The 25,882-nt window shown below is 68.4% G+C and carries 22 protein-coding genes; 8 read left to right on the top strand and 14 right to left on the bottom strand.

What is annotated here, in order from left to right; translation table 11 throughout:
• Nucleotides 1–121 precede the first annotated feature (121 nt).
• Both JOY29_RS08305 and JOY29_RS08310 read left to right on the top strand, forming a co-directional pair.
• Nucleotides 122–466, top strand: coding sequence for a DOPA 4,5-dioxygenase family protein (locus tag JOY29_RS08305; RefSeq protein WP_300973058.1), 345 nt, complete (start codon nucleotides 122–124; stop codon nucleotides 464–466).
• Nucleotides 463–615: a hypothetical protein gene (locus JOY29_RS08310; protein ID WP_300973059.1), complete on the top strand. Its 153-nt coding sequence runs from the start codon at nucleotides 463–465 to the stop codon at nucleotides 613–615. The genes JOY29_RS08305 and JOY29_RS08310 overlap by 4 nt, the downstream gene beginning before the upstream one ends.
• Here JOY29_RS08310 and JOY29_RS08315 read toward each other — a convergent pair.
• Nucleotides 609–845 (bottom strand): 4a-hydroxytetrahydrobiopterin dehydratase, encoded by a 237-nt coding sequence (locus JOY29_RS08315; protein ID WP_300973060.1) that lies wholly within the window; start codon nucleotides 843–845, stop codon nucleotides 609–611. The genes JOY29_RS08310 and JOY29_RS08315 overlap by 7 nt on opposite strands.
• A gap of 68 nt (nucleotides 846–913) precedes the next feature.
• Between JOY29_RS08315 and hppD the strand changes: the two genes are divergently transcribed.
• The 3 genes from hppD (at nucleotide 914) to paaD (ending at nucleotide 3,747) form a co-directional block, all read left to right on the top strand.
• A complete protein-coding gene (hppD, locus tag JOY29_RS08320; RefSeq protein ID WP_300973061.1) occupies nucleotides 914–2,002 on the top strand; it encodes a 4-hydroxyphenylpyruvate dioxygenase in 1,089 nt (362 codons plus the stop codon).
• Nucleotides 2,003–2,113: 111 nt separating this feature from the next.
• Nucleotides 2,114–3,316 (top strand): 3-oxoadipyl-CoA thiolase, encoded by a 1,203-nt coding sequence (gene pcaF / locus JOY29_RS08325; RefSeq protein WP_300973062.1) that lies wholly within the window; start codon nucleotides 2,114–2,116, stop codon nucleotides 3,314–3,316.
• Nucleotides 3,316–3,747 carry a 1,2-phenylacetyl-CoA epoxidase subunit PaaD gene (gene paaD / locus JOY29_RS08330; protein WP_300973063.1) on the top strand — a complete coding sequence of 144 codons (432 nt, stop codon included), beginning with the start codon at nucleotides 3,316–3,318 and terminating at the stop codon, nucleotides 3,745–3,747. The genes pcaF and paaD overlap by 1 nt, the downstream gene beginning before the upstream one ends.
• A 3-nt stretch (nucleotides 3,748–3,750) precedes the next feature.
• On the opposite strand, the gene JOY29_RS08335 is transcribed toward paaD, so the two are convergent.
• From JOY29_RS08335 to trpD, 8 genes are read right to left on the bottom strand one after another with little or no spacing between them, the layout of a single operon-like run.
• The gene (locus JOY29_RS08335) at nucleotides 3,751–4,662 is read right to left on the bottom strand and encodes a chorismate synthase (protein WP_300973064.1); all 912 of its coding nucleotides are present in this window, start codon (nucleotides 4,660–4,662) and stop codon (nucleotides 3,751–3,753) included.
• Nucleotides 4,659–5,948 carry a 3-phosphoshikimate 1-carboxyvinyltransferase gene (gene aroA / locus JOY29_RS08340; RefSeq protein ID WP_300975512.1) on the bottom strand — a complete coding sequence of 430 codons (1,290 nt, stop codon included), beginning with the start codon at nucleotides 5,946–5,948 and terminating at the stop codon, nucleotides 4,659–4,661. The genes JOY29_RS08335 and aroA overlap by 4 nt, the downstream gene beginning before the upstream one ends.
• Complete coding sequence (locus JOY29_RS08345) at nucleotides 5,945–7,033, bottom strand: 3-deoxy-7-phosphoheptulonate synthase (protein ID WP_300973065.1); 1,089 nt, start codon at nucleotides 7,031–7,033, stop codon at nucleotides 5,945–5,947. Before JOY29_RS08345 ends, aroA begins: the two co-directional genes overlap by 4 nt.
• 3 nt (nucleotides 7,034–7,036) lie before the next feature.
• The gene (locus JOY29_RS08350) at nucleotides 7,037–7,912 is read right to left on the bottom strand and encodes an SDR family NAD(P)-dependent oxidoreductase (protein WP_300973066.1); all 876 of its coding nucleotides are present in this window, start codon (nucleotides 7,910–7,912) and stop codon (nucleotides 7,037–7,039) included.
• Nucleotides 7,896–8,714 (bottom strand): tryptophan synthase subunit alpha, encoded by an 819-nt coding sequence (gene trpA, locus JOY29_RS08355; RefSeq protein WP_300973067.1) that lies wholly within the window; start codon nucleotides 8,712–8,714, stop codon nucleotides 7,896–7,898. The genes JOY29_RS08350 and trpA overlap by 17 nt, the downstream gene beginning before the upstream one ends.
• Nucleotides 8,711–9,892, bottom strand: coding sequence for a tryptophan synthase subunit beta (gene trpB, locus JOY29_RS08360; protein ID WP_300973068.1), 1,182 nt, complete (start codon nucleotides 9,890–9,892; stop codon nucleotides 8,711–8,713). Before trpB ends, trpA begins: the two co-directional genes overlap by 4 nt.
• Nucleotides 9,882–11,228, bottom strand: coding sequence for a bifunctional indole-3-glycerol-phosphate synthase TrpC/phosphoribosylanthranilate isomerase TrpF (trpCF, locus tag JOY29_RS08365; RefSeq protein ID WP_300973069.1), 1,347 nt, complete (start codon nucleotides 11,226–11,228; stop codon nucleotides 9,882–9,884). Before trpCF ends, trpB begins: the two co-directional genes overlap by 11 nt.
• A complete protein-coding gene (gene trpD, locus JOY29_RS08370; protein WP_300973070.1) occupies nucleotides 11,221–12,291 on the bottom strand; it encodes an anthranilate phosphoribosyltransferase in 1,071 nt (356 codons plus the stop codon). The genes trpCF and trpD overlap by 8 nt, the downstream gene beginning before the upstream one ends.
• Before the next feature lie 211 nt (nucleotides 12,292–12,502).
• Between trpD and JOY29_RS08375 the strand changes: the two genes are divergently transcribed.
• A complete protein-coding gene (locus tag JOY29_RS08375; protein ID WP_300973071.1) occupies nucleotides 12,503–13,498 on the top strand; it encodes a 2-dehydropantoate 2-reductase in 996 nt (331 codons plus the stop codon).
• Between the two features lie 57 nt (nucleotides 13,499–13,555).
• Nucleotides 13,556–15,889, top strand: a complete 2,334-nt coding sequence (locus JOY29_RS08380; RefSeq protein ID WP_300973072.1) for a bifunctional diguanylate cyclase/phosphodiesterase — start codon at nucleotides 13,556–13,558, stop codon at nucleotides 15,887–15,889.
• On the opposite strand, the gene JOY29_RS08385 is transcribed toward JOY29_RS08380, so the two are convergent.
• The 5 genes from JOY29_RS08385 to JOY29_RS08405 form a co-directional block, all read right to left on the bottom strand.
• Entirely contained in the window at nucleotides 15,886–17,472 is a 1,587-nt protein-coding gene (locus JOY29_RS08385) for a hypothetical protein (protein ID WP_300973073.1), read from the bottom strand. The genes JOY29_RS08380 and JOY29_RS08385 overlap by 4 nt on opposite strands.
• Nucleotides 17,469–19,169, bottom strand: a complete 1,701-nt coding sequence (locus JOY29_RS08390; protein WP_300973074.1) for an Hsp70 family protein — start codon at nucleotides 19,167–19,169, stop codon at nucleotides 17,469–17,471. The genes JOY29_RS08385 and JOY29_RS08390 overlap by 4 nt, the downstream gene beginning before the upstream one ends.
• A 78-nt stretch (nucleotides 19,170–19,247) precedes the next feature.
• A complete protein-coding gene (locus JOY29_RS08395) occupies nucleotides 19,248–21,575 on the bottom strand; it encodes a PAS domain-containing protein (protein WP_300973075.1) in 2,328 nt (775 codons plus the stop codon).
• Between the two features lie 47 nt (nucleotides 21,576–21,622).
• Complete coding sequence (locus JOY29_RS08400) at nucleotides 21,623–22,426, bottom strand: LytTR family DNA-binding domain-containing protein (RefSeq protein ID WP_300973076.1); 804 nt, start codon at nucleotides 22,424–22,426, stop codon at nucleotides 21,623–21,625.
• Nucleotides 22,427–22,456: 30 nt separating this feature from the next.
• Nucleotides 22,457–23,632 (bottom strand): sensor histidine kinase, encoded by a 1,176-nt coding sequence (locus JOY29_RS08405; RefSeq protein ID WP_300973077.1) that lies wholly within the window; start codon nucleotides 23,630–23,632, stop codon nucleotides 22,457–22,459.
• A 264-nt stretch (nucleotides 23,633–23,896) separates the two neighbouring features.
• Here JOY29_RS08405 and JOY29_RS08410 point away from each other — a divergent pair, with 264 nt between their 5' ends.
• Nucleotides 23,897–25,780 (top strand): M1 family metallopeptidase, encoded by a 1,884-nt coding sequence (locus JOY29_RS08410; RefSeq protein ID WP_300973078.1) that lies wholly within the window; start codon nucleotides 23,897–23,899, stop codon nucleotides 25,778–25,780.
• The last annotated feature ends 102 nt before the right edge of the window (nucleotides 25,781–25,882 follow it).

Below are 25,882 nucleotides of genomic sequence, written 5' to 3' on the forward strand. Positions count from 1 at the left end.
ACCTCGGGGCTATAATAGGCAGCGACGGCGACGCAGATCGTCATTGGGCGACCCTATGACAGGCTGGGCCTGAATGGAAGCTGGCCCTTTCATTCAGGGCGAGGCTTCCCACTTCGCCCGCATGACCGAACCGTCCGACTTCCACGTCCACCTCTATTTCGACCCTCACGAGGTCGATCACGCACGTGAGGTGGCGGCAGACATTGCCGAGCGCTTCGGAGCGGCCGTCGGCCACTTCCACACCCGTCCGGTCGGTCCGCACCCACGCGGCTCGGTGCAGCTCACCGTCGCTCCGGACCGCTTTGGCGATGTAGCTGCCTGGCTGCCGTTGAACCGCCGTGGCCTGACCGTTTTCGCGCATCCTTCGACTGGCGACGACCGTTCGGACCATGTGCACCACGTCATCTGGTTTGGCCCATCGGAGCCGCTCAAGACCGAGATGTTCGACCGAGGAGAAAACTCATGACCACCGAAGGCAAGCGCATCGCCAAATATGCCGCCGTGGGCGCCGTCATCGGCATCCCTGCGCCGATCATCGGACCGATCATCGGCGGCATCATCGGTGCGGTGATCGGCGCCAACAAGAACAAGAAGCTGTACGGTCGCCCCTACTGACGGGCCAGCCGGTCGATCTCGGCCGCCAGCGCATGGTCCCGCCCGGTCACTCCGCCGGCATCATGGCTGGTCAGGCGGAAGTCGACGCGGTTCCAGACGCTGGTGAATTCGGGGTGATGGTCGACTTTTTCGGCATGGAGCGCGACTCGCGCCAGGAAGGCGAACGCCTCGCTGAAATCGGCGAAGCGGAAGCTCCTGTGAAGCGCTCCGTCCCGTTCTTCCCAAGTCATCACCGGTCCTCCTCCGTCTTGAAATGAGTCCATGCCCGGCGCAGGGAGGCCGCGACAAGGAGATCCTGATGGCGACGACCGCAACCCTCGAGAAGGGCCCTCTCGGGCTCGACAATCCGATGGGCACCGACGGCTTCGAATTCGTAGAATATGCCGCGCCCGAGCCGAAGCTGCTGCGCGACCTGTTCGACAAGCTCGGCTTCCCGGCTATCGCCCGTCACAAGACGCAGGACATCACGCTCCACCGCCAAGGCGACATCAACTTCCTGATCAACGCCCATGACGAAAGCCACGCCGCCGACTTCTCGGCCGAGCATGGTCCCTCGGCGGTCGCCATGGCCTTCCGGGTCAGGGACGCCGCCGCCGCCCACGCCCGCGCCCTTGAACTCGGCGCCACCGACGTCACCGCCAAGGGACTCGGCTGGCCGGCGATCGAGGGCATCGGCGGCTCGCTCCTCTATCTCGTCGACCGTTACGGCGACGCGGGCGATGCCTATGGCGACAGCTTCGACTATCTGCCGGGCTACGAGGAAGCGATGCAGGCGGCCGCAAGCCACCTCACCTACCTCGACCACCTCACCCACAACGTGCAACGCGGACGCATGGTGGTCTGGGCGGACTTCTACGAGAAGCTCTTCAACTTCCGCGAGATCCGCTACTTCGACATTGAGGGCAAGGTTACCGGCCTCTTCTCCAAGGCCATGACCAGCCCCTGCGGCAAGATCCGCATTCCGCTGAACGAGAGCCAGGACGACAAGAGCCAGATCGAGGAGTTCCTCCGCGAGTACAAAGGCGAGGGTATCCAGCACATCGCGCTCGGCACCACCGACATCTATTCGTCGGTCGACATCCTCAAATCCCGTGGCATCCCGTTCCAGGACACGATCGACACCTATTACGACCTGCTCGACGAGCGGGTGAAGGGCCATGGCGAGCCGCTCGACGAGCTGAAGAAGCGCAAGATCCTGGTCGACGGCGCGCCGACCGAAGGCCAGGGCCTGCTGCTGCAGATCTTCACCCAGAACGTCATCGGCCCGATCTTCTACGAGCTTATCCAGCGCAAGGGGAACGAAGGCTTCGGCGAGGGCAATTTCAAGGCGCTGTTCGAGAGCATCGAGCTGGACCAGATCCGGCGGGGTGTGATCTCGGCCGACTGACCTACCTCGTCATCCCGGGCTCGACCCGGGATCCCGCTTCTTGCTTCTGAGAGCGGGACCCCGGATCAAGTCCGGGGTGACGACCACCACTCTAGAGCCGAGCGTGCCTGAATGACCGACGCCTTCATCTGCGACTACGTCCGCACCCCGATCGGCCGCTATGGCGGAGCCCTCTCCTCCATCCGCGCCGACGACCTCGCCGCCATTCCCGTCCGCGCCCTCAAGGATCGCAACGGCAGCGTCGACTGGCAGGTGCTCGACGACATCATCCTCGGCTGCGCCAACCAGGCGGGCGAGGACAATCGCAACCTCGCGCGCATGGCCGGCCTTCTCGCCGGATTGCCGCACGACAGCGGCGGCGTGACCCTCAACCGCCTGTGCGGCTCGGGCCTCGACGCGGTTGCCATGGCCACCCGCACCATCCGCTCGGGCGAAGCGGACCTGATCATCGCCGGCGGCAGCGAAAGCATGAGCCGTGCGCCCTTCGTCATGCCCAAGGCGACCAGCGCCTTCGACCGCAATGCCGAAATCTACGACACCACCATCGGCTGGCGCTTCGTCAATCCGAAGATGCGCGACGCCTATGGCGACGACACCATGCCGAGCACGGCCGAGAATGTCGCCGACGAGTTCTCGATCAGCCGCGAAGACCAGGACTCCTTTGCCCAGCGCAGCCAGGAGAAGGCCGCCGCTGCGCAGGCCAGCGGCCGCCTCGCCGCCGAGATCGTCGGGGTCGAGATCGCCGGCCGCAAGGGCGAGGTCACGGTCGTGGACCGGGACGAACATCCGCGCCTCACCGGCCTCGACAAGCTGGCCGCGCTGAAGCCGATCGTCCGCAAGGACGGCACGGTCACGGCCGGCAATGCCTCGGGCGTCAACGACGGGGCGGCCGCGCTGCTGATCGCCTCGGAAGAGACCGCCAAGCGCTTCGGCCTGACACCCAGGGCGCGGATCCTCGGCGGGGCGGTCGCCGGCGTCCCCCCGCGCATCATGGGCATCGGCCCGGCGCCCGCCTCGGAAAAGCTGCTAAGGCGGCTCGGCCTTACCCTCGACCAGATGGACGTCATCGAACTGAACGAGGCTTTCGCCGCCCAGGGCCTCGCCGTCCTGCGCCAGTTGGGTCTTCCCGACGACGACTCCCGCGTGAACCCCAATGGCGGCGCCATCGCGCTCGGCCATCCGCTCGGCATGTCGGGCGCCCGGCTCGCCGGCACCGCGGCCCTCGAACTGGCGAACACCGGCGGCCGCTACGCCCTCGCGACCATGTGCATCGGCGTCGGCCAGGGCATCGCTCTGGTGATCGAGCGGGTTTGATGCAGGCGCTCTGGGCGGTGCTGGCCGATGTGCCCGACCCGGAGATACCGGCCGTGTCGGTCGTCGATCTCGGCATCGTGCGGGACGTTTCGCCCGAGCGCGTCACCATCACCCCCACCTACAGCGGCTGCCCCGCGACCCTTGCGATCGAGCAGAGCATCCGCGCGGCGCTCGACGCCGCCGGTTACCGGCAGGTTCGGATCGACACCGTCCTGTCGCCGCCCTGGACCACCGAATGGATCACGTCCGAAGGGCGCGAGAAGCTGCGCCGCTACGGCATCGCGCCGCCGCTTCCCTCGGGCGAGACCGCCTGCCCGCAATGCGGATCGTCAGACGTGGAGGAAGTCAGCCGCTTCGGCTCGACCCCGTGCAAGAGCCAGTGGCGCTGCCGCGACTGCCTGGAGCCGTTCGACCGCTTCAAATGCCACTGATCGTCAGCCGCACTGGCCCCGGTGCAGCAATTTGTGGTCGGCGAGCACGATCGCGACCATCGCCTCGACCACCGGCGCGCCCCTGATTCCGACGCAGGGATCGTGCCGTCCGCCGATGCCGATGCTGCTGGTCGGCTTGAACGCGGCGCGCACCCGGATCGGCTTGCCCGTCGAGATGCCACCGTCGATTCCGCTGGCGGTCATCGCCTCAAGGCTCCCGCGGCCATGCGCGCGACCGGCCGCGAAGCCTTCACCGATCTCGATGCCCTTCACCGCATTGATGCCCATGACCGCCGCCGCAAGATCGGCGTCGAGCTTGGCATAGACGGGCGCGCCCCAGCCGGCGGATGCCCCTTCGGCCAGGCATTCGATCACCGCGCCGAGGCTGTCCTGGTTGCCGCGCGCCTCGTCGAGCAGGGCTTCCCACCTCGACGCGTCCGCCTCGCCGCCGATCTCGGCCACGCGCGCGGTGACGGTCACCTCGGGAATGACAAGCCGCGCCACCGCGCCCGCCGCCACCCGCATCGCCGTTTCGCGCGCACTCGCCCGCCCGCCCCCGCGCGGATCGCGGAAGCCATATTTGGCGTCGTAGGCGGCGTCGGCGTGACCGGGCCGGGGCGGCAGGTTTGCATAATCCTTCGACCGCGCGTCGACATTGTCGATCATCATCGCGATCGGCGTTCCGGTCGTGCGCCCCTCGTATATCCCAGACAGGATGCGCACCCGGTCGGGCTCCTGCCGCGGCGAGACATTCTTCCCCGTTCCCGGCCGCCGCGCGTCGAGGAAGCGCTGCACGTGCTCCTCGTCGAGCGCCAGACCCGGCGGACAGCCGTCGACCACCACGCCGATCGCCGGCCCATGGCTCTCGCCCCAGGACGTGAAGCGGAAGAGCCGCCCGAAGCTGTTCCAGCTCATGCCGCCACCTCCTCGATCCTGCCCCGGATTTCCCGCATCGCCTCGCGGAAGGTGGGGAAGCTGGTCGCGATCATCTCGGCATCCTCGACCGTCACCGGCTGTTCCGCCGCGAGGCCCAGCACCAGATGGCTCATGGCGATGCGGTGATCGCCGTCGGTCCGAACGGTCGCGCCGCCCCGGACCGGCCCGCCGGTCACCACCAGCGCATCCCCTTCGGCCCGCGCCTGCACGCCGCAGGCGGTCAGCCCCTCGGCCATCAGCGCCAGCCGGTCGCTCTCCTTGTGGCGAAGTTCGTCCAGTCCCTCGATCCTTGTCTCGCCGCGCGCCCCCGCCGCGACCACCGCGAGGATCGGGATCTCGTCGACCATCGAAGGAATCTCCTCGGCGGTGAACTCCGCGCCGAACAAGGGACCGAAGCGAACGCGCACATCGCCGATCGTCTCGCCGCCCTGTCCGCGGATGTTCGACATGGCGAGGTCGGCGCCCATCCGCTGCAGCGCCATGATGAAGCCCGACCGATGCGGGTTGAGGAGCACGTCCCTGACCGTCACTTCCGACTCAGGCACGATCGCGGCCGCACCGAGGGCGAAGGCGGCGGACGAGGGATCGCCGGCGACCGTGATCAGCCGCCCGGACAGGCGCCGCCTCGCGCCCAGCCGCACGACAGTGCCCTGGCGCTCCACCTCGGCTCCGAATTCCGCCAGCATGATCTCGGTGTGGTCGCGGCTTGGCACCGGCTCGGCCACTTCGACCGGCTGGTTCGTCCCGAGCCCCGCCAACAGCACCGCCGACTTCACCTGCGCGCTCGCCGGCACGTTGACGTGCGCGATGCCGCGGCTGACCGGCCCGGCTACCGTCAGCGGCAGCGTGTCGCCGCCGTCGAAGCGCGCGCCCATAGCTTCGAGCGGTGCCTTCACCCGCCGCATCGGCCGTCTGGTGAGGCTTGCGTCGCCGGTAAAGGTCGCCGTGACGCCCTGCCCCGCCGCCGCGCCCATCAGCAGCCGCACGGAGGTCCCGCTATTGCCGCAGTCGATCGGCTGCTCGGGCGAGCGCCACGCGCCCCCGATCACCCGCCACCGGCCCGGCCCGAACCGCTCCACCCTTGTGCCGAAGGCCCGCAGCGCCCCGGCCGTCGCCAGCACGTCCTCGCTTTCGAGCAGCCCGGCGATGACCGTCTCGCCCTCCGCCACCGCCCCGAAGATCAACGCCCGGTGCGACAGGCTCTTGTCGCCCGGAACGGGAAAGGCGCCGGCCAGCGGCCCCGACGAGGTTGCGCGCAGTTTCAGGCGGCGTCCCGCTCTTGGGCGGCGGCGGCGAAGGCGCGCACCACCGCTTCCGCCTGGCGCGGATTGAGCCGCGGGTCGCAGGCGCTGGTCCAGCCCTCGCCTTCCAGCCCGCCAGTCACTTCGGCGACGTCCTCCGGCGTCAGTTCGAGGTGCAGCCCACCGGCATGCACGCCCTCGCTGCGGGCGATGGCGACGAACGCCTCGGCTTCGCGGGCGACGGCAGAAAGCAGCCGCACCTTGCGCGCACCGCCGCGCTGCGTGTTGCCGTGGAGCGGGTCGCTGACCCACAAGGGCTGCCGCCCTTCCTGCCGGAGCGCCCGCATCAGCACCGGCAACCGCGCGTCGATGGCGGCGCCCATGCGCACGATCAACGTGAGCCGGCCGGGCTCGCGTGCCGGGTCGATCGCGTCGGCAAGCCGCCTGAGCTCGTCCGCGCCGATCTCGCCCAGCTTCACGCCGACCGGATTGGCGAGCCCGGCCGCGAAGGCGACATGGGCGCCGCCAAGCTGCCGGGTTCGATCGCCGATCCAGAGCATGTGCCCGGACCCACTCCACCACCGGCCGTCGTCCGCGCGGCGCACCAGCGCCTGCTCATAGGGCAGAAGCAGGGCCTCGTGGCTGGCATGGAGTCCTGCCGGCAGCCGCTGCATCGTCGCCGCCGCATGGCCGTAGGCGCGCAGCATCCGCTTAGGATCCGGCTCCAGCGCATCGCGGCCGTTGACGATCTCGCCCCGCCAGACCTTGCCCTCGATGGTGCGCGGCTTGGCAAACTGGCCCGCGATGCGCGCTACCGAGACCACTGGCAGCGGCAACAGCGACGCAAGCCCCTCGAACAGCGCGCCCAATCCGGCGACATCCGGCTCGGCGAAGGTTTCCGCGCAATCCCCGCCCTGCAGGAGCAAGGCCCTCCCCGCCGCTGCCTCGGCCAGCCGCGCCCTGAGCGCGTCCACTTGCGCCAGCGTGACCAGCGGCGCCGCGCCAGCCAGATCCGCCTCGACCCGCTCGAGCAGGGCGGCATCGGCATAGACCGGCTGCTGCGCCGCGGGGGCGGAGCGCCAGGTCGCCGGATGCCAGCCGCTCGTCATCGGTTAGGCGCCCAGCGCCTTGCCGAGTTCGACCTGACCCTGCTCAAGCCCGCTCGCGGGAATGGTCGCGGTCGCCGGGTCGCCGATCTCGGCCAGCCGGTCGAGGATGACCGACGCGGCTTCGAGATCGTCCATGCCCTTGATCGAAATGCCTCTGGTCAGCGTCACATGCGCCTGCTCGATACCCTGCGCGCCAGCGGCAAGGATGGTCCGCGTGGGCGCATTCTCCGCCACCAGCGCAAGCAGCGCCGGGCTCACATATTCCGGGCCGAGCAGCTCCAGCGCCTGGGGCGGAAGCAAATTCTCGGTCATCGCAGTCCGCGCGGTCGGAGCAAGGCAATTGACCTTGATGTTGTTCTTGGCGCCCTCGATCGACAGCGTCTGCATGAGGCCGACCAGCGCCATCTTGGCGGCGCCATAGTTGCTCTGCCCGAAATTGCCGTACAGCCCGCTCGAACTGGTGGTCATGACGATTCGGCCATAATTGCGCTCGCGCATGCTGTCCCACACCGCCTTGGTGCAGATCACCGAGCCCATCAGGTGGACGTCCATCACCAGCCGGAACTCGTCCAGGCTCATCTTGGCGAAGCTCTTGTCGCGCAGGATGCCGGCATTGTTGACGAGGATGTCGACCGTGCCCGTCTTGCCGACCATCTCAGCGACGCCCGCTTCGTCGGTCACGCTGGCGCCGAACGCCTCGGCCTGCCCACCGGCCGAGCGTATCTCCTCGACCACGGCCTCGGCATTGGCGATGCTCTGCGGAATGTCGTTGACGACGACCTTCGCTCCGGCACGGGCCAGCAGCAAGGCGTGGGTGCGCCCCAGCCCTCCGCCGGCCCCGGTGACGATGGCGGTGCGATCCTCAAGCGATACGGCCATGACTTTCCCTCTGGTTCGGTGAGAGGCCAGTAGCGCGCTTGAGGGCGCTGGCAAGATTGCCGAGCGCCACCTTGTCCGCGCCGCACTTCACGAGTGCCGAGCCGGCGATGACCCCCGCCGCGCCGCTCGCCAGCGCCTCGCTCACCTGCTCCGGCGTCGAGATCCCAAATCCGAGCACCGGTGGCGGGGCGCCAGCTTCGGCCAGCCCCGCGAACAGCGCTTCGTGATCAAGCGCCAGCTTCTCGCTGGTGCCGGTCACGCCTGCCCGAGCGACGCAATAGGTGTAGCCGCCCGACAGCGCGGCGATCCGTTCCAGCGCCTCAGGGGGCGTATTGGGCGCGGCAATCATCACCAGCTCGAGCCCGGCCGCCTTCGCCGCCGCGCTGTAGGGCGCTGCCTCGAGGCTCGGAACATCGGCAACGAGGATCGAGTCCGCCCCCGCCGCCGCCGCATCGGCCATGAACCGCTCACGCCCGCGGGCGTGAAGAATGTTGGCATAGGTGAGGATGCCGATCGGCACCGCCGGGTGCCTGTCCCGCAAGCTACGGATGAGGTCGAAGCTGTCGTCCACCCGCGCCCCCGCCCGGAGCGCCCGGTCCGCCGCCGCCTGGATGACCGGCCCGTCCGCGACCGGATCGCTGAACGGGATGCCCACCTCGACCATGTCCGCGCCCGCTTCGACCAGGGTGTCGAGCAGCATCGCGCTGGTCTCCTTGTCGGGATCGCCGAGCATCAGGAAGCCGCCGAACGCGCCTTCGTTCCTCTGCTTGAGCCGCGCGAACATCTCGTCATAGCGGCTCACGCAGCGTCCTCCTTCAGCAGCTTGACTGCGCTTGCCATGTCCTTGTCGCCGCGCCCGCTGAGGTTCACGAGGATGATCGTTTCCTTCTCCGCCTCCTGCGCGGCCCTGATCGCAAAGGCGATGGCGTGGGCGCTCTCGAACGCCGGGATGATCCCTTCCGACCGGGCCAGCGCCTGGAACGCCTCCAGGGCCTCGACGTCGGTGACGCCGACATAGTCCGCCCGCCCGCTCTCCTTGAGCCAGGCATGCTCCGGCCCGACTCCGGGATAGTCGAGCCCCGCCGACATCGACCAGGTGTCCGCCACCTGCCCGTCACCGTCCTGAAGCAGCAGGGTCTCGGTCCCATGCAGGATGCCCGGCGTACCGCGAAGGATGGTCGCGCCATGCTCGTGGCCGTGAAGTCCCTTGCCGGCCGCTTCGCAGCCGACCAGCCGAACGTCCTCGTCGCCGGTAAAGTCGGCGAACATGCCAATCGCGTTCGATCCGCCACCGACGCAGGCGGTGACCACGTCCGGCAGCCGGCCTTCCACCTCCAGCAGCTGAGCCCTCGCTTCCTTGCCGATCACCCGCTGGAACTGGCGGACCATGGTCGGGAAGGGATGCGGCCCGGCTGCCGTGCCGAGCAGATAATGGGTGTGGGGGAAGGTCGCCGTCCAGTCGCGCAGCGCCTCGTTGACCGCATCCTTGAGCGTCCGGCCACCGGCGCTGACGGGGATGACCTTCGCGCCCATCAGCTCCATGCGGAAGACGTTCAGCTGCTGCCGGGCGACATCGTCCGCGCCCATGTAGATTTCAGTCTCGAGCCCGAACAGGGCGCCCGCCAGCGCTGTCGCCACGCCATGCTGGCCGGCCCCCGTCTCGGCGATCAGCCGGCGCTTCCCCATGCGCTTCGCCAGCAGTGCCTGGCCGAGCACCTGGTTGGTCTTGTGCGCGCCACCGTGGAGCAGGTCCTCGCGCTTCAGGTAGATGCGCCCCGCCGTTCCCGCGCCCAGATTGCGGCAGCGGGTCAGCGGCGTCGGCCGGCCGGCATAGGTGGTGAGCAGCTCTTCCAGTTCGGCCCGAAAAGCTGGATCCTCCTCGGCCTCAAGGAAGGCCGCTTCCAGCTGCTCGAGCGCGGGCACCAGTATTTCGGGGACGAAACAGCCCCCGAACCGGCCGAATCGTCCATCATGCTTCATTGGTCTGTCTCCGGTCGGGAAGGCGAAGCGCATCGAACAGCGCGTTGATCTTGCCTCGATCCTTGATGCCCGGCACCGCTTCGAGCCGCGAGCTGGCATCGAGGCCATGAACGCCGGTCCGCTGCGCCGCGCGGGCATTGTCGGGGCCGATACCCCCGGCAAGGAAGGCGCTCGCCCTCGCCGGGTGCGAAGCGACGAAGTTCCAGTCGCAGGTCGCCCCGGTGCCGCCTCCGGGCGAGTCGAACAGCAGCCGATCGCCGCCGCGCTCCTCGAAGCCGGCGGTCCAGACCTCGCCCGCGAAGCCATTGCGCAGCTCGGCGACCTGCCCTGCCGTCTCGGTGCCATGCAGCTGCACGGCATGCAGACCGATGTTGGCCGCGGCACTGGCAACACTGGACGGCGCCTCGCCACGAAACACCCCGACCGGCTTCAGCCCGGCCTCTCTTGCGACCTCCGCCAGTCCTTTGGCCCGCTCCACCGGAAGCGCCCGCGGGGTGCCCGGCACCATGATCAGCCCCGCATGGGTCGCTCCGGCCTCCGCGACCGCCGCCACGTCCTCGGCGCGGGTCACCCCGCAGACCTTCACCCGCCCGAACACCATCGCCCGCGCGGCCTCGTAGACATCGTCAGAGGCCATCAGCGACGAGCCGACCAGAAAGGCATCGGCATGGGCCCCAAGCCGCTCGACATCGGCCCGGCTCGAGACGCCGGACTCGCTGACCAGGGTGACACCCTCCGGCAGTCGCGATGCTAGCCGCTCAGTCACCGCAAGGTCGGTCTTCAGCGTCTTGAGGTCGCGGTTGTTGATGCCGACCAGCGTCGCGCCGAGCGCCAGCGCCCGTTCCAGCTCTGCCTCGTCATGCACCTCGACCAGCACGTCCATGCCGAGCCGCCCGGCTTCGGCCATCACACCGCGCGCTTCCTCGTCGTCGAGCACCGAGAGCATGCACAGCACCGCATCCGCTCCGTGCCGCCGCGCCTCGGCGACCTGCGCCGGCACCACCACGAAGTCCTTGGCGAGGACCGGCCCGTGGAAGCGTGCGCGAACGGTTTCCAGCGCCGCGAAGGAACCGGCAAAATAACGCTCGTCGGTCAGCACGCTGACCCCATCGGCCACCCCGGCATAGCTGGCGATCGCCTGCTCGACCGAGTGGCTCGACCGGTGACCCGACGGCGACGCGCGCTTCACCTCCATGATGAACCGCGCACCCGGCCTCGCCAGCGCCGCGCGTAGGCTCCGCCGCGTCGGCGTGATGCCGCTCGCGTCGAAGCCGCGCAGCCGCTCGGCCACCTCGCGCCTCTTGTTGGCGACGATCTCCGCCAGCACGTCAGCCACGGCTCGCCTCCACATAAGCGGCAAGGGTCCGCGCCGGTGCGCCCGAGCGGATGAGGTCGAGCGCCCGAGCCGTGCCCTCCGCCAGTCCGTTCGCGAGCCCCGCCGTCCACAGCAGAGCTCCGGCGTTCAGCGCTACCGCCTGCTCCTCGGCCTCGCTGCCGCGTCCCTCGAGCAGGGTCCGCAGCCGCTCCGCATTGACGTCCGGCCCGCCGCCCTCGAGCGCCTTCAGCGCGACCCGCTCCAGCCCCGCGTCCTCGGGCGTCAGCACCAATTCCTCGATCTCGCCGCCGCTGAGCCGCACCGCCCGCGTCTCGGCATGGAGCGCTACCTCGTCGAGCCCGCCGCCATGGACGACCAGCGCATGGGTGACGCCGAGGGCCTGCAGCACCTGCGCGATCCGCCGCAGCATGCGCGGGTCGGCGACTCCGAGCAGCTGCACCGGCGGCCGGGCAGGGTTCACGCACGGCCCGAGCAGGTTCATCACGGTCGGCACGCTGAGCTGCCGCCGAACGATCGCGGCATGCTTCATCCCCGGATGGTAGGCCGGTGCGAAGAGGAAGGTGAAAGCGGCCTCATCGAGCACCGCCCGTGCCCGCTCCGGGGACAGCTCCAGCTTCGCGCCGAGCGCCTCCAGCACATCGGCCGACCCGCAGCGGCTCGAAACCGAGCGATTGCCATGCTTGACGACCTTCAGCCCCGCCGCGGCGGCGACCAGGCCGGCCGCGGTCGAGACGTTGATCGTCCCCGCCCCGTCGCCGCCCGTCCCACAGCAGTCGGCGAACAGCTCGTCGGGGCGGGCGAAGGGCGTCGCGGCGGCCAGCAGCGCCTGCGCCGCGCCGATCATTTCCTCCGGGGTCTCGCCCTTCATGCGGAGCGCGATCAGCATGCCGCCGATCTCCCCCGGCTCCAGCTTGCCCAGCACCAAACGCTCGAACAGATGCTGGCTCTGCTCGGCGGTCAGGTCCTCGGCGGCGAGCAGGCGCGGCAGTGGATTGGGTACCGGCCCCAGGTCGATGGGGGGCATCGATGGAATGGCCGCGGTGAACTGGGCAGTAGGGGTCATGAGCACCTTCGGGGCAACAAAAAACCCGCCTGGTGGGAGGCGGGTCGCTGGACGTTGAAAACTGGTGGAGAAGTGACGAGTCAGCTCACCGCCAGCGCCATCGCGCCGCCGCCATGTTGGTCCGCCAGGGGTGCCAGCTCTTCATCACGGCGCCTTCTTCCCGGCTGCAACCCAACTTGTCAACCGCGGGCGCGGCGGTCACGACTTGGGAATGGACCAGAAGATCGTCATTGCGGGAGCCGGCAGCATCGGTTGCTTCGTCGGTGGCCTGCTGACGTTCGGCGGACGGAACGTGACCTTGCTTGCACGGCCGGCTATCGCCGAGGAGATCGCCGCTCACGGCCTGACCCTCACCAGCCTCGAGGGCTGGTCGGAGAGAATCCCGCCAGACACGCTCGACGTTGAGACAGACCCCGCCGCTGCGCTCGCCGACGCTGCCCTCATCCTCGTAACGGTGAAAAGCGGCGCCACCGCCGAAATGGCCGCCCTCATTGCCGCTCACGCCCCCGCTGGTGCCGCGATCGTCATCCTGCAAAACGGCCTTGGCAATGCCGGCACGCTCCGCTCCGCCCTTCCAGTCCACCCTGTCTTTGCCGGCATGGTCAGCTTCAACATCGTCCATCAGGGCAGTGGCCGCTTTCATCGCGGCACCTCGGGTCCCCTGGTCATCGAAGCCGGCGCGCCGCCGCTCGCCGTGCCGCACCTGGAGATCGTCCAGCATGAGGACATGACCGCCGTTCTGGCCGGCAAGCTCGTCTACAACCTCAACAATGCGCTGAACGCCCTTTCGGGCTTGACCCTGCGCGAGCAGCTTGGCGACCGCCGCTGGCGCCGCATCCTCGCCGCCGCGCAGGAGGAAGCGCTTGCCGTCTTCGCCGCGGAGGGCATCGTGCCGTGGAGCCTCGGCAAGGTCCCGGTCCAGCGCTTTCCCCGTATCCTTCTCCTGCCCGACTGGTTGTTCCGACTCGTCAGCCGGCGCGGGGTGAAGATCGATGCCACCGCCCGCTCCTCCATGTGGGAGGATCTCGAACGTGGCCGCCGGACCGAAATCGAAGAGCTCCAGGGCGCGGTCATCGCCAGGGCCGAGCGGCTTGGCCTCGGCGCACCCGTCAACCGGGCCATCGCCGTTGCGGTGAAGTCAGCGGAAGCGGCCGGCAAGGGCAGCCCCCGGCTTGAGCCCACCGCCCTGCTCGCGGCCGTCTCTTAACCCTGTTTCAACCCTCTTGGGTCTAGTTCCTGCAGGTCCAGGAGCACGATTAAACCCATGTACGAAGCCCCCGACCGCTACAAACGCATGATCGCTGCCCGTCTACCCGGCGGCGAGTCGGCGGGCTTTGCTCGCGAGAGCGGCGGCAATGCTTCGCCGCTGAAGGACGCGCAGCTGATCGCCCGCGGGCAGCTTGCCCCCTTCTTCGCACTCACCAACATCGTCGCCGCCCTGCTGTTCACCGTCGCCTTGTGGGGGTCGGTCGAGGCAAGCTGGCTACTGGGTTGGGCAGGCGTCCTGGCCATGCTCAACTATGCCGCCATGCGCTGGAGCCAGAGCCAGGCGGTGACCTGTGTCGGCCGTGCCGGGCACAGCGTTCCGACATCGCTGATGATCGGCGACGTGGTGATTCGCGCCGTCGTCTGGCTGACCCTCCCGCTCTACCTTTTTTCCGGCCTCGGGACCGGCGACCAGATCATCGTCGGCACCCTCATCGCCGGAGTAGGCATCGCTGGCCTCGGCTTGGTGGTCGTGTTCGCCTGCGCCGTGGCCTGGATGAGCGCCTTCACCGCGGGCCTGTCGGGCGCGCTTCTGCTGATGCAGTCGACCGTTGGCTTTCAGCAGATGCTGGCCATGCTGCTGGTGCTCGGCGTGTCGATCGTCGGTATCCTCACCGTCGCCCGCTGGGCCGCCGGACAGCTCAAGACCAATGCCGACATGGGCTCCCAGTCGGAGAGCGCGTCGCTGCTCCTCCAGGAATATGAGCAGCGCGGCGTGGGTTGGCTGTGGCAGGTCGATGCGGAAAATCGCGTCGCCTACATCTCCAGCCGAATGGGCGCCTTGATCGGCCGTCCGTCCAGCCAGATCCTCGGCTATTCGCTGCCGGCCCTGCTCGGCGGCCATTCCGACCTCGGCCGCGTCTTGCTCGACAAGCAGGCCTTCACCAACCTCGAGATGGAGCTGAAGACCGCACGCGGCAATCGCTGGATCTCTCTGTCGGGCGACCCGATCATCGACACCGCCGGTCGCTTCGAGGGTTTCCGCGGCGTCGGGCTCGACATCACCGACGTCCGCCACACGCAGGAGCGGCTGACTCACCTCGCCAATGTCGACGTGCTGTCGGGCCTGCCCAACCGCGGCCGCGTCCGCCAGCTGCTCGGCGAGGCGCTGCGCGCGGCGACCGCCGGCAATGTGCCCTGCGCGATCATGTTCCTCGACCTCGACGGCTTCAAGCCGGTCAACGACACCTTCGGCCATCCCAAGGGCGACGCGGTGCTGCAGGCCGTGGCCAAGCGCCTGTGCGACGAAGTCGGTGCCGACGGCCATGTCGGCCGCCTCGGCGGCGACGAGTTCGCCATCGTCGTCCCCGACGCCCAGAGCCGCCGCAAGATCGAGCAGATGGCCGACCGGATCATCGTCGCCATCGCCGAGCCCTTCCTCATCGACGGCACCGAAATCCGCATCGGCGTGTCGGTCGGCTGCGCCTTCGGCCCGATCGACGGCGCCACCGTCGACGACCTCATCCTCAAGGCCGACCTCGCGCTCTACCAGGCGAAGGACGCCGGCCGCGGCGTCGTTCGCTACTTCAGCTCCGAATTGCAGAGCGAGCAGGAGGACCGGGTGCGGCTCGAAGCCGACATCCGCGCCGCCCTCGAAAGCCGGCAATTCTACCTCGCCTTCCAGCCCCTGGTCAGCGCCAAGAACCAGAAGCTGGTCGGCTTCGAGGCACTGGTCCGCTGGAACCACCCGCGTCGCGGCTTCGTGCCCCCGAACGTCTTCATCCCGGTCGCCGAGGAATGCGGCCTGATGGGCCCGCTCGGCGAATTCATCATCGAGGAAGCCTGCCGCGCCGCCGCCAGCTGGCCCGAGCCGATCACCGTCGCCTTGAACGTCAGCCCCAAGCAGATCATCCTGCCGAACCTGCCCAACGTTGTCAGCCAGGCGCTCGCCCGTCACAAGCTGCCCGGCAACCGGCTCGAGCTGGAAGTGACCGAAGGGGTGTTCCTCGACAGCTCCAGCCGCAGCCTCGACGTGCTCGGCCGCCTGCGCGCGCTCGGCGTCGGCATCGCGCTCGACGACTTCGGCACCGGCTACTCGTCGATCGGCTATCTGAACAAGGCCGTCTTCCACAAATTGAAGATCGACGGCAGCTTCGTTCGCGACGCCGGCACCCGCCCCGGCAATGTCGCGATCATCAAGTCGATCGTCAGCCTCGCCAAGGACTTCCGCATGTCGGTCACGGCCGAGGGCGTCGAGACCGCCGAGGATTTCGAGCGCATGCGCGAACTCGGCTGCGACACCATCCAGGGCTACCTCTTCGGCAAGCCCCTCTCCTACGACCGCGCCAATCAGCTGGTCATGGGCCTCGGCGCCCGGAAGATCGCCAGCTAGTTCTTCGCCATGTCCCGAAGCACGGGATTGGCGACGGCCGGAACGGCTTCGAGCAGGACCGACAGGAATGCCTCGCGGCCAGCGCACATGGTGTCGGCCGGCCCCGTCAGCTTCAGGGCATTCTCCATCTGGCTAAGGCTGAGATCCGCCCGCTTGCGCGCATCCTCCACCAATTGACCGGGAATGGAGAAGCGCCGCGTGCCCTCCTCCCGAAGCGCAAGCTCCCGCTTCGGGTCGAGTGCGAAGATCAGTTCGGATTCAACGACACGCAACCGCTCGGCATAGGTGCGTTGGCCGATGAAGGAGCGGCCCTGAAGGAAAGCCTCGCACTCGGCCGGACGGGCCTTCAGCTCGGCCAGGGTCTCCTGCTGCAGTTCAACCCGATCCCTCAGCAGCGGGAGCGGGGCCGTCGTCCAGTCGGCGTCGACTTGCCGCGACAATCGTTCGCGCATCCGGGCCTGGAAGTCGGCCGAGGTCTCGCCGTTCGTCTTCGCCCGCGCATGCTCGGCGGCGACATAGTCGAACAGCCGGTCGTTGCGGGACCGCGCCAGCGAGACGAACGTGTCGTCACCCCAGTTGGAAAGCAGCGCGCGCCACTCCTGCTCGAGGGTCCCGAGCGAGCTGTAGACCACGGCGGGAGGAGCGCTCGATGACCGGCTCGGCTCGGTCTCGCAAGACCGGTGCCAGACGTTGAGGGCGATCAGCACCATCCAGACGGCAAAGAAGCCGGTGCGCTTGGCCCCGGTATCGCGCACTTCCCACAGGCTGACCCGCCAGGAATCGAAATGATGTTCGAGCGTCGGGTGCCGCGTCCGCACGAGGGTGAGCAGCTCGTCGACCTTGTCCTGGCCAACGAACCAGCCTTTCCGGCTATGCTCGCTGGCAGGCTCGCGAAGCTCGTTCCACGCCTTGTGCAACCGGTGTGACGGTTCATCCAGCGCACGCGCCATGGCGAGATCGCGCCGCCGCTCCAGCACCGCCGCGAGCGCCGGCTCGGCCGTCAGCTCGTCCTCGCCGCTCCAGCCGAAGAAGGTCGCCGCCGGCTCGATCAGCATGTCCGATTGCGGCATGCTTTCGGCGATCACCTCGGCAAAAATCTCCGAGCCCTGCGCCAGCATGCCGACGTGTCCGAGCAGGGGATTGTCGACCAGCCGGTTCCAGTGATCCGCGATCGCCTGTTGCTCTTCCTCGGCCAGCGGGCGCTGCTGTTCCCGCGCTTCAGCCAGCAGAGCAGCAATGGCGCTGGTGTCCTGCGACAGCGCCAGGCGCAGATCCTCGAACAGCGCAGCGTCGGCGGACGCCTCCTCGGCGGCAGGCTCCATCACCATCGTGTCCGCGTCAGCCGCGACGCTGGGTTGCGCCTCCGCCGCTTCGAGCGATCCGACATATACTTCGTCCGAGGGCTCGCCAAAGCCGTCGGCATGGCGGAGGGCGACATCGCGCGCCTCGCGCAGCCCCTCATAGCCCTGCGGGTCGGCCTCGATGTCCATCGCCTTGAGCTTGGCCGCATAGGCTCGGCGAATGGCCTTGCGATCGTCGGTCGGTTCGATCCCGAGCGTGCGAAAGCAGCTCGCGACCCTCACAGGAAGCGCTCGGCTTCGAGCTGATCGAGCGCTGCGGAGAATTGCTTGCGCGCCTCGTCGATGGCGCGCGGGTCCTGGCTCTCGATCACTGCCCGGAAGTGGTTGATCATGCCGGAGAGATGCTCGCGCTGTGGGCCGAGATGGTCCTCATAGGCGCGCTCCGCCCGGGCCAGCAGGGCGACGTTCATCGCATCCTCGCGCGGGTGGATCTTGAGCGCGGCCAGTGCCGCCTTCCTCTTCTCAAGCTCGGCCTGCGGCATCCCGCCCTCGTCGTCGGCGATGGTGAGATTGGCCCGCTCGCCGGTCGCCGGGATGAAGGTGTCCACTTCGAGCAGCCCCGACAGGTCGTAGCTGAAGCGCACGTTGACCACGACCTCGCCGGCCGGTCGCGGCGGGACCTTGAGCGTGAGGCAGCCGAGCTTGACGTTGTCGGACACCAGCCGGCTTTCGCCCTGATAGACCTCGATCGCGATCTCGCGCTGCTTGTCCTGCACCGTCAGATAGGTCTGCTCGCGGCTGGCGGGAATCGGCGTGTTGCGTTCGATGATCGGCGAGAACTGGCCGGTGATGAAGACTCCGCGCGGGTCGTAACTCCCCGCCTCCACCCCGAGGGTGAAGGGGCAGATGTCGGTCATCCGAACCTCGTCGAGGTGGATGTCGCGGTCCATGAGGCCGACCTGTACCGCCGCGCCCAGCGCGACCGCCTCGTCCGGATGGACGCGATGATTGGGGAAGCGGCCGAACAATCGGGTGATCGCCTTGCGCACCACCGGCATGCGCGTCGCGCCGCCGACCAGCACCACGTCCGACAGCTCGTCAGCCCTGATCCGGCTGTCGCGCAGCGCCCGCAGCACCGGCTCGCGCAGCCGCGCCACGAGGCCCGCTACCTGCGCTTCGAACTCGTCGGTCGCGACGGTGGTGGCCAATCGCTCCTCGCCAATGGTCAGCGCGAACTCGCCGCTGTCGGCGTCGGTCAGCTGGCGGCGGCAGGTTTCGGCGGCGGCCAGCAGTCGGGTCCGCAGCAGCTCGGCGTCATGCCGCTGCCGCTCGATGCCCAGCCGCGGTTCGGCCAACCCGATCAGCGCCTCGTTGAAGTCCTCGCCGCCCAGCCGGTTGTCGCCCGCCGACGCCCGCACCTCGATGATGCCATCGAAGATCTCGACGATCGACACGTCGAAGGTGCCGCCGCCGAGGTCGAACACGAGAAAGGGCTCATGATCGTCGCGGTCGCTGATTCCGAAGGCGAGCGCGGCCGCCGTGGGCTCGTTGATCAATCGATCAATAGGCAGCCCGGCAAGCTCGCCCGCCCGCCTGGTCGCCTTGCGCTGGCGGTCGTTGAAGTAAGCGGGCACCGTGACGACGGCGCCAGTCACTTCGGTGCCGAGGAAGGCCTCCGCGTCGCGCTTCAGCGACTGCAGGACCAGGGCCGACAGCTCTTCCGGCGCGAATTCCCGCTTGCCGAGCTTGCGGCGATGGGCCGTCCCCATGTGGCGCTTGAACGTGGTCGCGGTTGCCTGCGGATGGGTCAGCTGCCGGTCTAGCGCCGCCCGGCCGACGAACAGGGTCCCGTCCTCTCCCAGCGATACCGCGGAAGGGGTCAGGACCTCGCCAAGTGCGTTGGGAATGAGGACCGGCGCGCCATCCTTGAACGCCGCGACCAGACTGTTGGTCGTGCCAAGATCGATACCGATACGCAACTGATTGCCCCCTGCCGCAGAACAGGATTTGTGAAAGGAGGATGTCCCGAACACAAGCGCGGATGTGCCGGTCGGCAATCAGGCGTCAGCCAGTGCCTTTCTGACCGCAACGCCGAGCGCATCGGCGCGGAACGGCTTGGACAGGAGCGTCGCGCCTGGCGCCGCGGCGCGGATTGCGTCGGTCTCGCTGTAGCCGGAGACGAACAGGATTGGCTGGACCGGCCGCTCGGCCCGCATCACCTTCGCCACGTCAGCCCCCGACATGCCGGGCATGAGAAAGTCGAGCACCACCAGGTCCGGCGGCACACGCCGGAATTCACTGAGTGCCGCTTCGCCCTCTGCCGCTTGCGCCACCTCGTAGCCGAGGTCGTCGAGGCTGGCGACGATGAAGCCGCGCACGTCCGGATCGTCATCGACCACCAGCACCCGCGCCGCCCGCTCGGGGGCGCTCGCTTCTATGGGCGATGCGCCTTCTGTCGGAGCGGGAACGGCCTCGGGCCCGGCGCACCGGAAAGAAAGGCGCACCACCGTTCCCTCGCCCGGCCGGCTCTCGATCCGTGCCGTGCCGCCCGACTGGCGCGCCACGCCATAGACCATGGACAGGCCGAGGCCCGTTCCGCGGCCGACCTCCTTGGTGGTGAAGAAGGGGTCGAAGGCGCGGCTCACAACCTCTTCGCTCATGCCGCAGCCGGTGTCGGAGATGCAGAGCTCGATATAGTCTCCCGGTTCGAGCTCGGGATCCTCGTCGACCTGGCGCCGGACGGTGGCGATCGTCAGCAGGCCGCCGTCGGGCATGGCGTCGCGCGCGTTGATGGCGAGGTTGAGCACCGCCAACTCGAGCTGCGTGGGATCGGCCAGAACCGGCAGGTTCTCCTTGTCGAGCGCGAACCTCTTCTCGATCCTAGGCCCGAGGACGTTGCGCAGCAGCGGCCGCATGTTGTCGACCAGCGGCGCCACCAGGGTCGGCCTCACCTCCAGCCGCTGCACCCGGCTGAAGGCCAGCAGCTGCGCCGTCAGCCGGGCACCCCGCTCCGCCGCCTCAAGCGCATTCCTCGCATAGCGTTCCAGCTTGGGCTCGCGCGCCTGTCGAACGATCATGTCCAGCCCGCCGACCACCACGGTCAGCAGATTGTTGAAGTCGTGGGCGATGCCGCCCGTCAGCTGCCCCAGCGCCTCCATTTTCTGGCTTTGCCGGAGCTGCTCCTGCGCGCCGCGAAGCTCGGTCACGTCGCGCGCCTCGCCAACCAGGTAGATGGGCTTGCCGTCCGGCCCCATCACCGGCTTGATCGAAGCCAGATGCGTTTGCCGCCGGCCGTCGATGGTCACGTTGAGCTCGGTGGTCACCGTCTCGCCGAGTGCGCCGCGCCGAACCAGCTCGCGCATCTGCTCCTCGGCCCTCGGGTCGCCCGCGACCGGGGGCAGCTCCCATGCCTTGCGCAGGTAAAGCAGGTCGGCATCGCAATTGATCGCCTCGATGGCGGTGCGGTTGACTTCCAGATAGTCGCCTTCGGGCGTGAGCAGGGCGATCATTTCCATCGCCGTGTCGAACACTGCCCTGAACCGCGCCTCGCTCGCCGACAGTTCGGCGGTGCGCTCCTCGACCAGCTGGCGGAGGTTCAGTTCGCCCTCCTTGGCGACGGTGATGTCGACCGCGCCGCCGATGAAGCCGATCAGCTCCCCGTCCGGCCCGAAGCGCGGGCTGGAGACGGAGCGCAGCCAGCGCCACTCGCCGTCCGCCCGCTTGAACCGCCCTTCGATACTGAACGGCTGCAAGCTCGCCTCGCCCGCCACGCTGTCCGCCGCCACCCGGTCCCAGTCGTCGGGATGGATGAAATTCTTCCAGTCGTGGGTGCTGGCCTCCTCGGGCGCGATCCCGGCAAACGCGAGATAGGCGTCGTTGACGAACTCGCGGCGGCGATCCATCCGCGTCACCCACATGATGACCGGCGCCGAATTGGCGATCCGCCGGAAGCGCGCTTCCGACTCGCGCAGCGCCCGCTCCGCCACCCTCTGCTCGGTCACGTCGGTGATCAGCGCGACAAAGCTGGTGACATTGCCGTCCGCGTCCCGCTGCGGCAGATATTCCGTCTGGAGCGCGACCGTGCCCCGACTCGGATGCTGATATTCGGCCGCGAACCACTGCGGCTCCCCGGCCAGGGCGCCGGCCACCATCGGCCCTCGCGTCGCATAGGCCGCCTCGCCCAGCATCTCGCGCAACGTGCGGCCGAGGATCTCGCCGCGCGATCGCTCGAAGAACTCGGCGACCGCCTTGTTGCAGAAGAGGTAGCGTTCTTGCCTATCGAGCAAGGCAATCGGCATTGGCAGGGCGTCGGCGATGCCGAGCACGCGTGCGAAGTCGAAGTCGCCCATCGCCCCCGCGGGGCCGTCCCTGCCACCTTCGCCCATGCGATCAGTCTAGACCTGCGTGGAGGGCGGCGGCAATCGCCACTTGATCAGTGGACGAACCGCGCCACCACGTCGCGGTAGGAACGGCTGACCTTCACCTGCGCGCCCGAGTTCAGCACCAGGAAGCATTCGCCGTTGGTGTGCGGCTTGACCTGCCGGACGAGGTCGAGATTGACGATGGTCGACCGGTGCACCCGCTGGAAGCGGCGCGGATCGAGGCGCTTCTCGAGGTCCTTCATCGTCTCGCGCAGAATGAGCGTGTTGTCGCCCGTCTGGATGCACATGTAGTCGCCGGCCGCGTCGATCCGCTCGATCGTGTCGACGTCGACCCGGAAGATCTGCCCCTGGTCCTTGATGTTGATCATCTTCTCGAACCGGCCCGGCGCAGGATCGGCGGCATTGCCCTCGTCCAGTTCCTCGGCCGCTTCGGGCGCATGCTCGGCGAGCGCTTCCTTCAGCCGCTCGGCATGGCTTGCCGCATGGCGTTCCGACAGGCGCTGGCGGACCCGCTCCATGGTCGTCGCCAGCCGGTCCTCGAGCACCGGCTTCTCGAGATAGTCGACCGCCTGCACCTCGAAGGCGCGAAGCGCATGCTCGCTGTAGGCCGTGACGAACACGAACAAGGGCGGGTCGACGTCCATCAGCCCCTGGATCACCGAGAAACCATCGAACCCGGGCATCTGGATGTCGAGAAAGACGAGGTCGGGCTTGTGGGTCTTGATGGAGCGGATCGCTTCACGGCCGTTGGAGGCGGTGGCGATGATCTCGACATCGTCGTGCGCCTGGAGACGGAGCATCAGCCCCTGTGTCGCCAGGGGCTCGTCGTCGACCAGGATGGTTCGGATCGGCATGAAGGTCCTTTTCTATTCTTTCGCCTGCCGTCAGCCCGTCAGGTGACGGGCGTCGAGCGGTATTTCGACGATAACGCTGAACCCCCCATGTTCGTTCTTGCCTGTCGTGAAGCGGTGCCGCTCGCCATAGGCTTGCGCCAGACGGTCGCGTGTGTTCGCCAGACCGACGCCGGTCGACTGGGTCGCGACCAGCGCGTCCTGCCCGCCGCTGCCATTGTCGGCCACCTCGATGCGCACGAATTCGCCGCTCGGCACCGCGGTCAGCCAGATGTCGGCCCCATTCTCGCTCGGGGTCACCGCATATTTGATGGCATTCTCGATCAGCGGCTGCAGCAGCAGGCTCGGCAACCGCACCCCGATGGTCGCCGCCTCGATCCGGAAATGCGGCCTCAGGCGCTCCTCGAACCGCATCTTCTCGATCTCTAGATAGAGCTTCAGCGTCTCCACCTCCTGCGCCAGCGTCACCTGCGCGGTCGGCTCGTTCGCCAGCGTGTAGCGGAGGAAGCTGCTCAACCGGGCGAGCATCGCATTGGCCCGCTCGGTCTGCTTCAGCAGCACCAGCGTCGAAATGCTGTTCAACGTATTGAACAGGAAGTGCGGGTTGAGCTGGTAGCGGAGCATCGCAAGCTGGGCGGTCGACGCCTGGCTCTCCAGCCGCGCGCGCTGGTCGATCTCCTCTTCCAGCAGCAGATAATAGTTGATCCCGTAATAAAGCGCCGACCAGGCCGCCAGGAGCGCGAAATTGAGCAGGATGGCGCCGAACCATTGCACGCCGACCGGGCTCGCCCCCGGCTTGACGAAGGTGGCATGGCTCCACGTCTCGATGATCGAGAAGGCGGCCGAGGCAAGCATCACCGCGCCCAGGCTCAGGATGACCGTATAGAGCGCCCGCATGGTGATCAGGCGCCGGTAGAGGCTCGCCAGCAGCAGCGTCAGCGAATAGCCGGTCGCGGTCAGCAGCAGCGTGTGGACGACGAACATGGCCGGCACGGCATTGGCCACGCCCGACAGGGTCCTCAGGATGAAATAGCCCGTCCAGCCGGACGACTGCAGCACCCAGAAGGCGCGATTCTTGTCGGCGAAGAAGGGCGCATCGAGCCCGACCGTCCGAGCGATCGGCCCTTTCCGAGGTGCCAAGGCCCGCGCCCGCCGGGGCGGCTGCTGCGTCACCGGTCGCTCGGTCAGGGTCGCGCTGTCGGTTGCCATGGATGCCTCATATAAGCGTCCCATCCCAGCATTGCGAGCGCGGTGGGGTGCCGGTCGAGGAGCGCCGGCTCCCTGGTCGTCGCGGGGGAGCCTGGCGACGAAGCAACCACGCTGCTTCCCCCGCCATTCAGCGTCGGTTAGAGCGCCGCCTTGCCTAGTAGGATTTCGTGCCGCATCCCGTCCTTGGCACTTAACGCATTGAAATGCGCGGAAGTGGTCGAAGTGGACGATATGCGATTTTTCGTAGCTGACCCGGGATATCACATGAAACGCATCTTCCTCCTCGCCTCGGCCCTCACGCTCTCGGCCTGCCAGACCGCTGCCCCGGGAGGCAGCGAAGCGCCGGCCGTCTCGCCGGTCCTCGCCACCGCCGACGCGGCCGACCCGCACAGCTACGCCCGCCCGCTCGAGGCTCGCGTCACCCATGTCGCGCTCGACCTCGCCTTCGACTTCGCCGCCAAGTCGGTCGGCGGCACCGCCACCCTCGACATCGACCGCCAGGCCAATGCGCGCGAGATCGTCCTCGACAGCGACGGCTACCGGGTCAGCGCAGTCACCGACGCCGCCACCGGCGCGCCGCTCGCCTTCGCCTATGGCGCCGACCATCCCGCGCTCGGCCGACCGCTCACCATCCAGCTCGCACCCGCCACGCGAAAGATCCGCATCGCCTACACCGCCCGCGACGCCGAGGCGCTGCAGTGGCTGGAGCCGTCGCAGACCGCCGGCAAGCGCCAGCCCTTCCTCCTCAGCCAGGGCCAGGCCATCCTCAACCGCAGCTGGATCCCGACCCAGGACAGCCCCGGCATCCGCCAGACCTGGGAAGCGCGCATCACCGTGCCGAAGGCGCTCGAAGTGGTGATGAGCGCTCCCGACCGGCGCGAGCTCGGCAGCACCGCGACGACCCGCACCGTCGGCTTCCGAATGGACAAGGCGGTCGCCCCCTATCTCATCGCCATCGCCATCGGTGACATCCGCTTCCAGTCGCTCGGGGCCCGCACCGGCGTCTGGGCCGAACCCGCCACCCTTCCCGCGGCGGCGAAGGAGCTCGAGGACACGGAGAAGATGGTCGCGGCCGCCGAGCGGCTGTTCGGTCCCTATCGCTGGGGCCGCTACGACATGATCGTCCTGCCGCCCTCCTTCCCGTTCGGGGGCATGGAAAATCCGGTGATGACCTTCCTCACGCCGACCTTCATCGCCGGCGACAAGAGCCTGGTCAGCCTGATCGCCCACGAACTCGCGCACAGCTGGTCGGGCAATCTCGCGACCAACGCGACCTGGGCCGACTTCTGGCTCAACGAGGGCACGACCACCTACGCCACCACCCGCATCGTCGAGGAAGTGTACGGCAGGAAGGTCGCCGCCCAGCAGATCGCGCTCGGCATCGACAGCCTGAACGGGGAGCTGAAGGCGCTTCCCGCCGCCGACACCCGTCTCGCCATCGACCTCAAGGGCCGCAGCCCCGACGATGGCCTGACCGAGATCGCCTATGAGAAAGGCGCGGCCTTCCTGCGCATGATCGAATCCAATGTCGGCCGCGAGCGGTTCGACCCGTTCCTGCGCAAGTGGTTCGACGACAATGCCTTCCGCCCGGTGACCAGCGCCATGTTCCTCGCCGCCGTCCGGCGCGACCTGATCCGCGGCGATGCGGCGCTCGAGCAGCGCATGCAGCTCGAACGCTGGGTCTATGAGCCCGGAATCCCGGCCAATGCCGTTGCCGCCGATCCCCAGGCCTTCGCCGAAGTGGACGCCGCCGTCGCGGCCTACGCCTCGGGCACGCTGCCTACCGCCGCCTGGCCGCGCTGGACGACCGACGAGCGCCTCCGCTTCCTCAACCGCCTCCCGCGCGAGCAGGGCCGGGCAAGGCTGGACGCGCTCGACCGCGCCTTCGGCCTCGACAGGATCGGCAACAACGAGGTGCTGTTCGCCTGGCTGAGCCTCGCCGTCGCCAACCGCTACGATCCGGCGGTTCCGGCACTGGAGCGCTTCGTCCTGGCCCAGGGTCGCCGCAAGTTCGTCCGTCCCCTGTTCCTCGCCCTCGAAAAGGACGAAAGCTGGGGCCGCCCAATCGCCCGGCGCCTCTATCCCCGCGCCCGTCCGCTCTACCATCCGCTGGTGACGGGCGAGCTCGACAAGCTGTTCGGGCGCTAGGTCCGGCGGCACGCGACAGGGGTCACTGGCAGGCCTGACGGGGAGACCAGGCGGAACAGGCCTCGTGAAAGGTCGTTCACTCGACGCAAAGGGGGCTTTGCA

Origin of the sequence: Sphingomonas sp. LHG3406-1 (assembly GCF_029637485.1) — a bacterium.
GTDB lineage: Bacteria > Pseudomonadota > Alphaproteobacteria > Sphingomonadales > Sphingomonadaceae > Sphingomicrobium.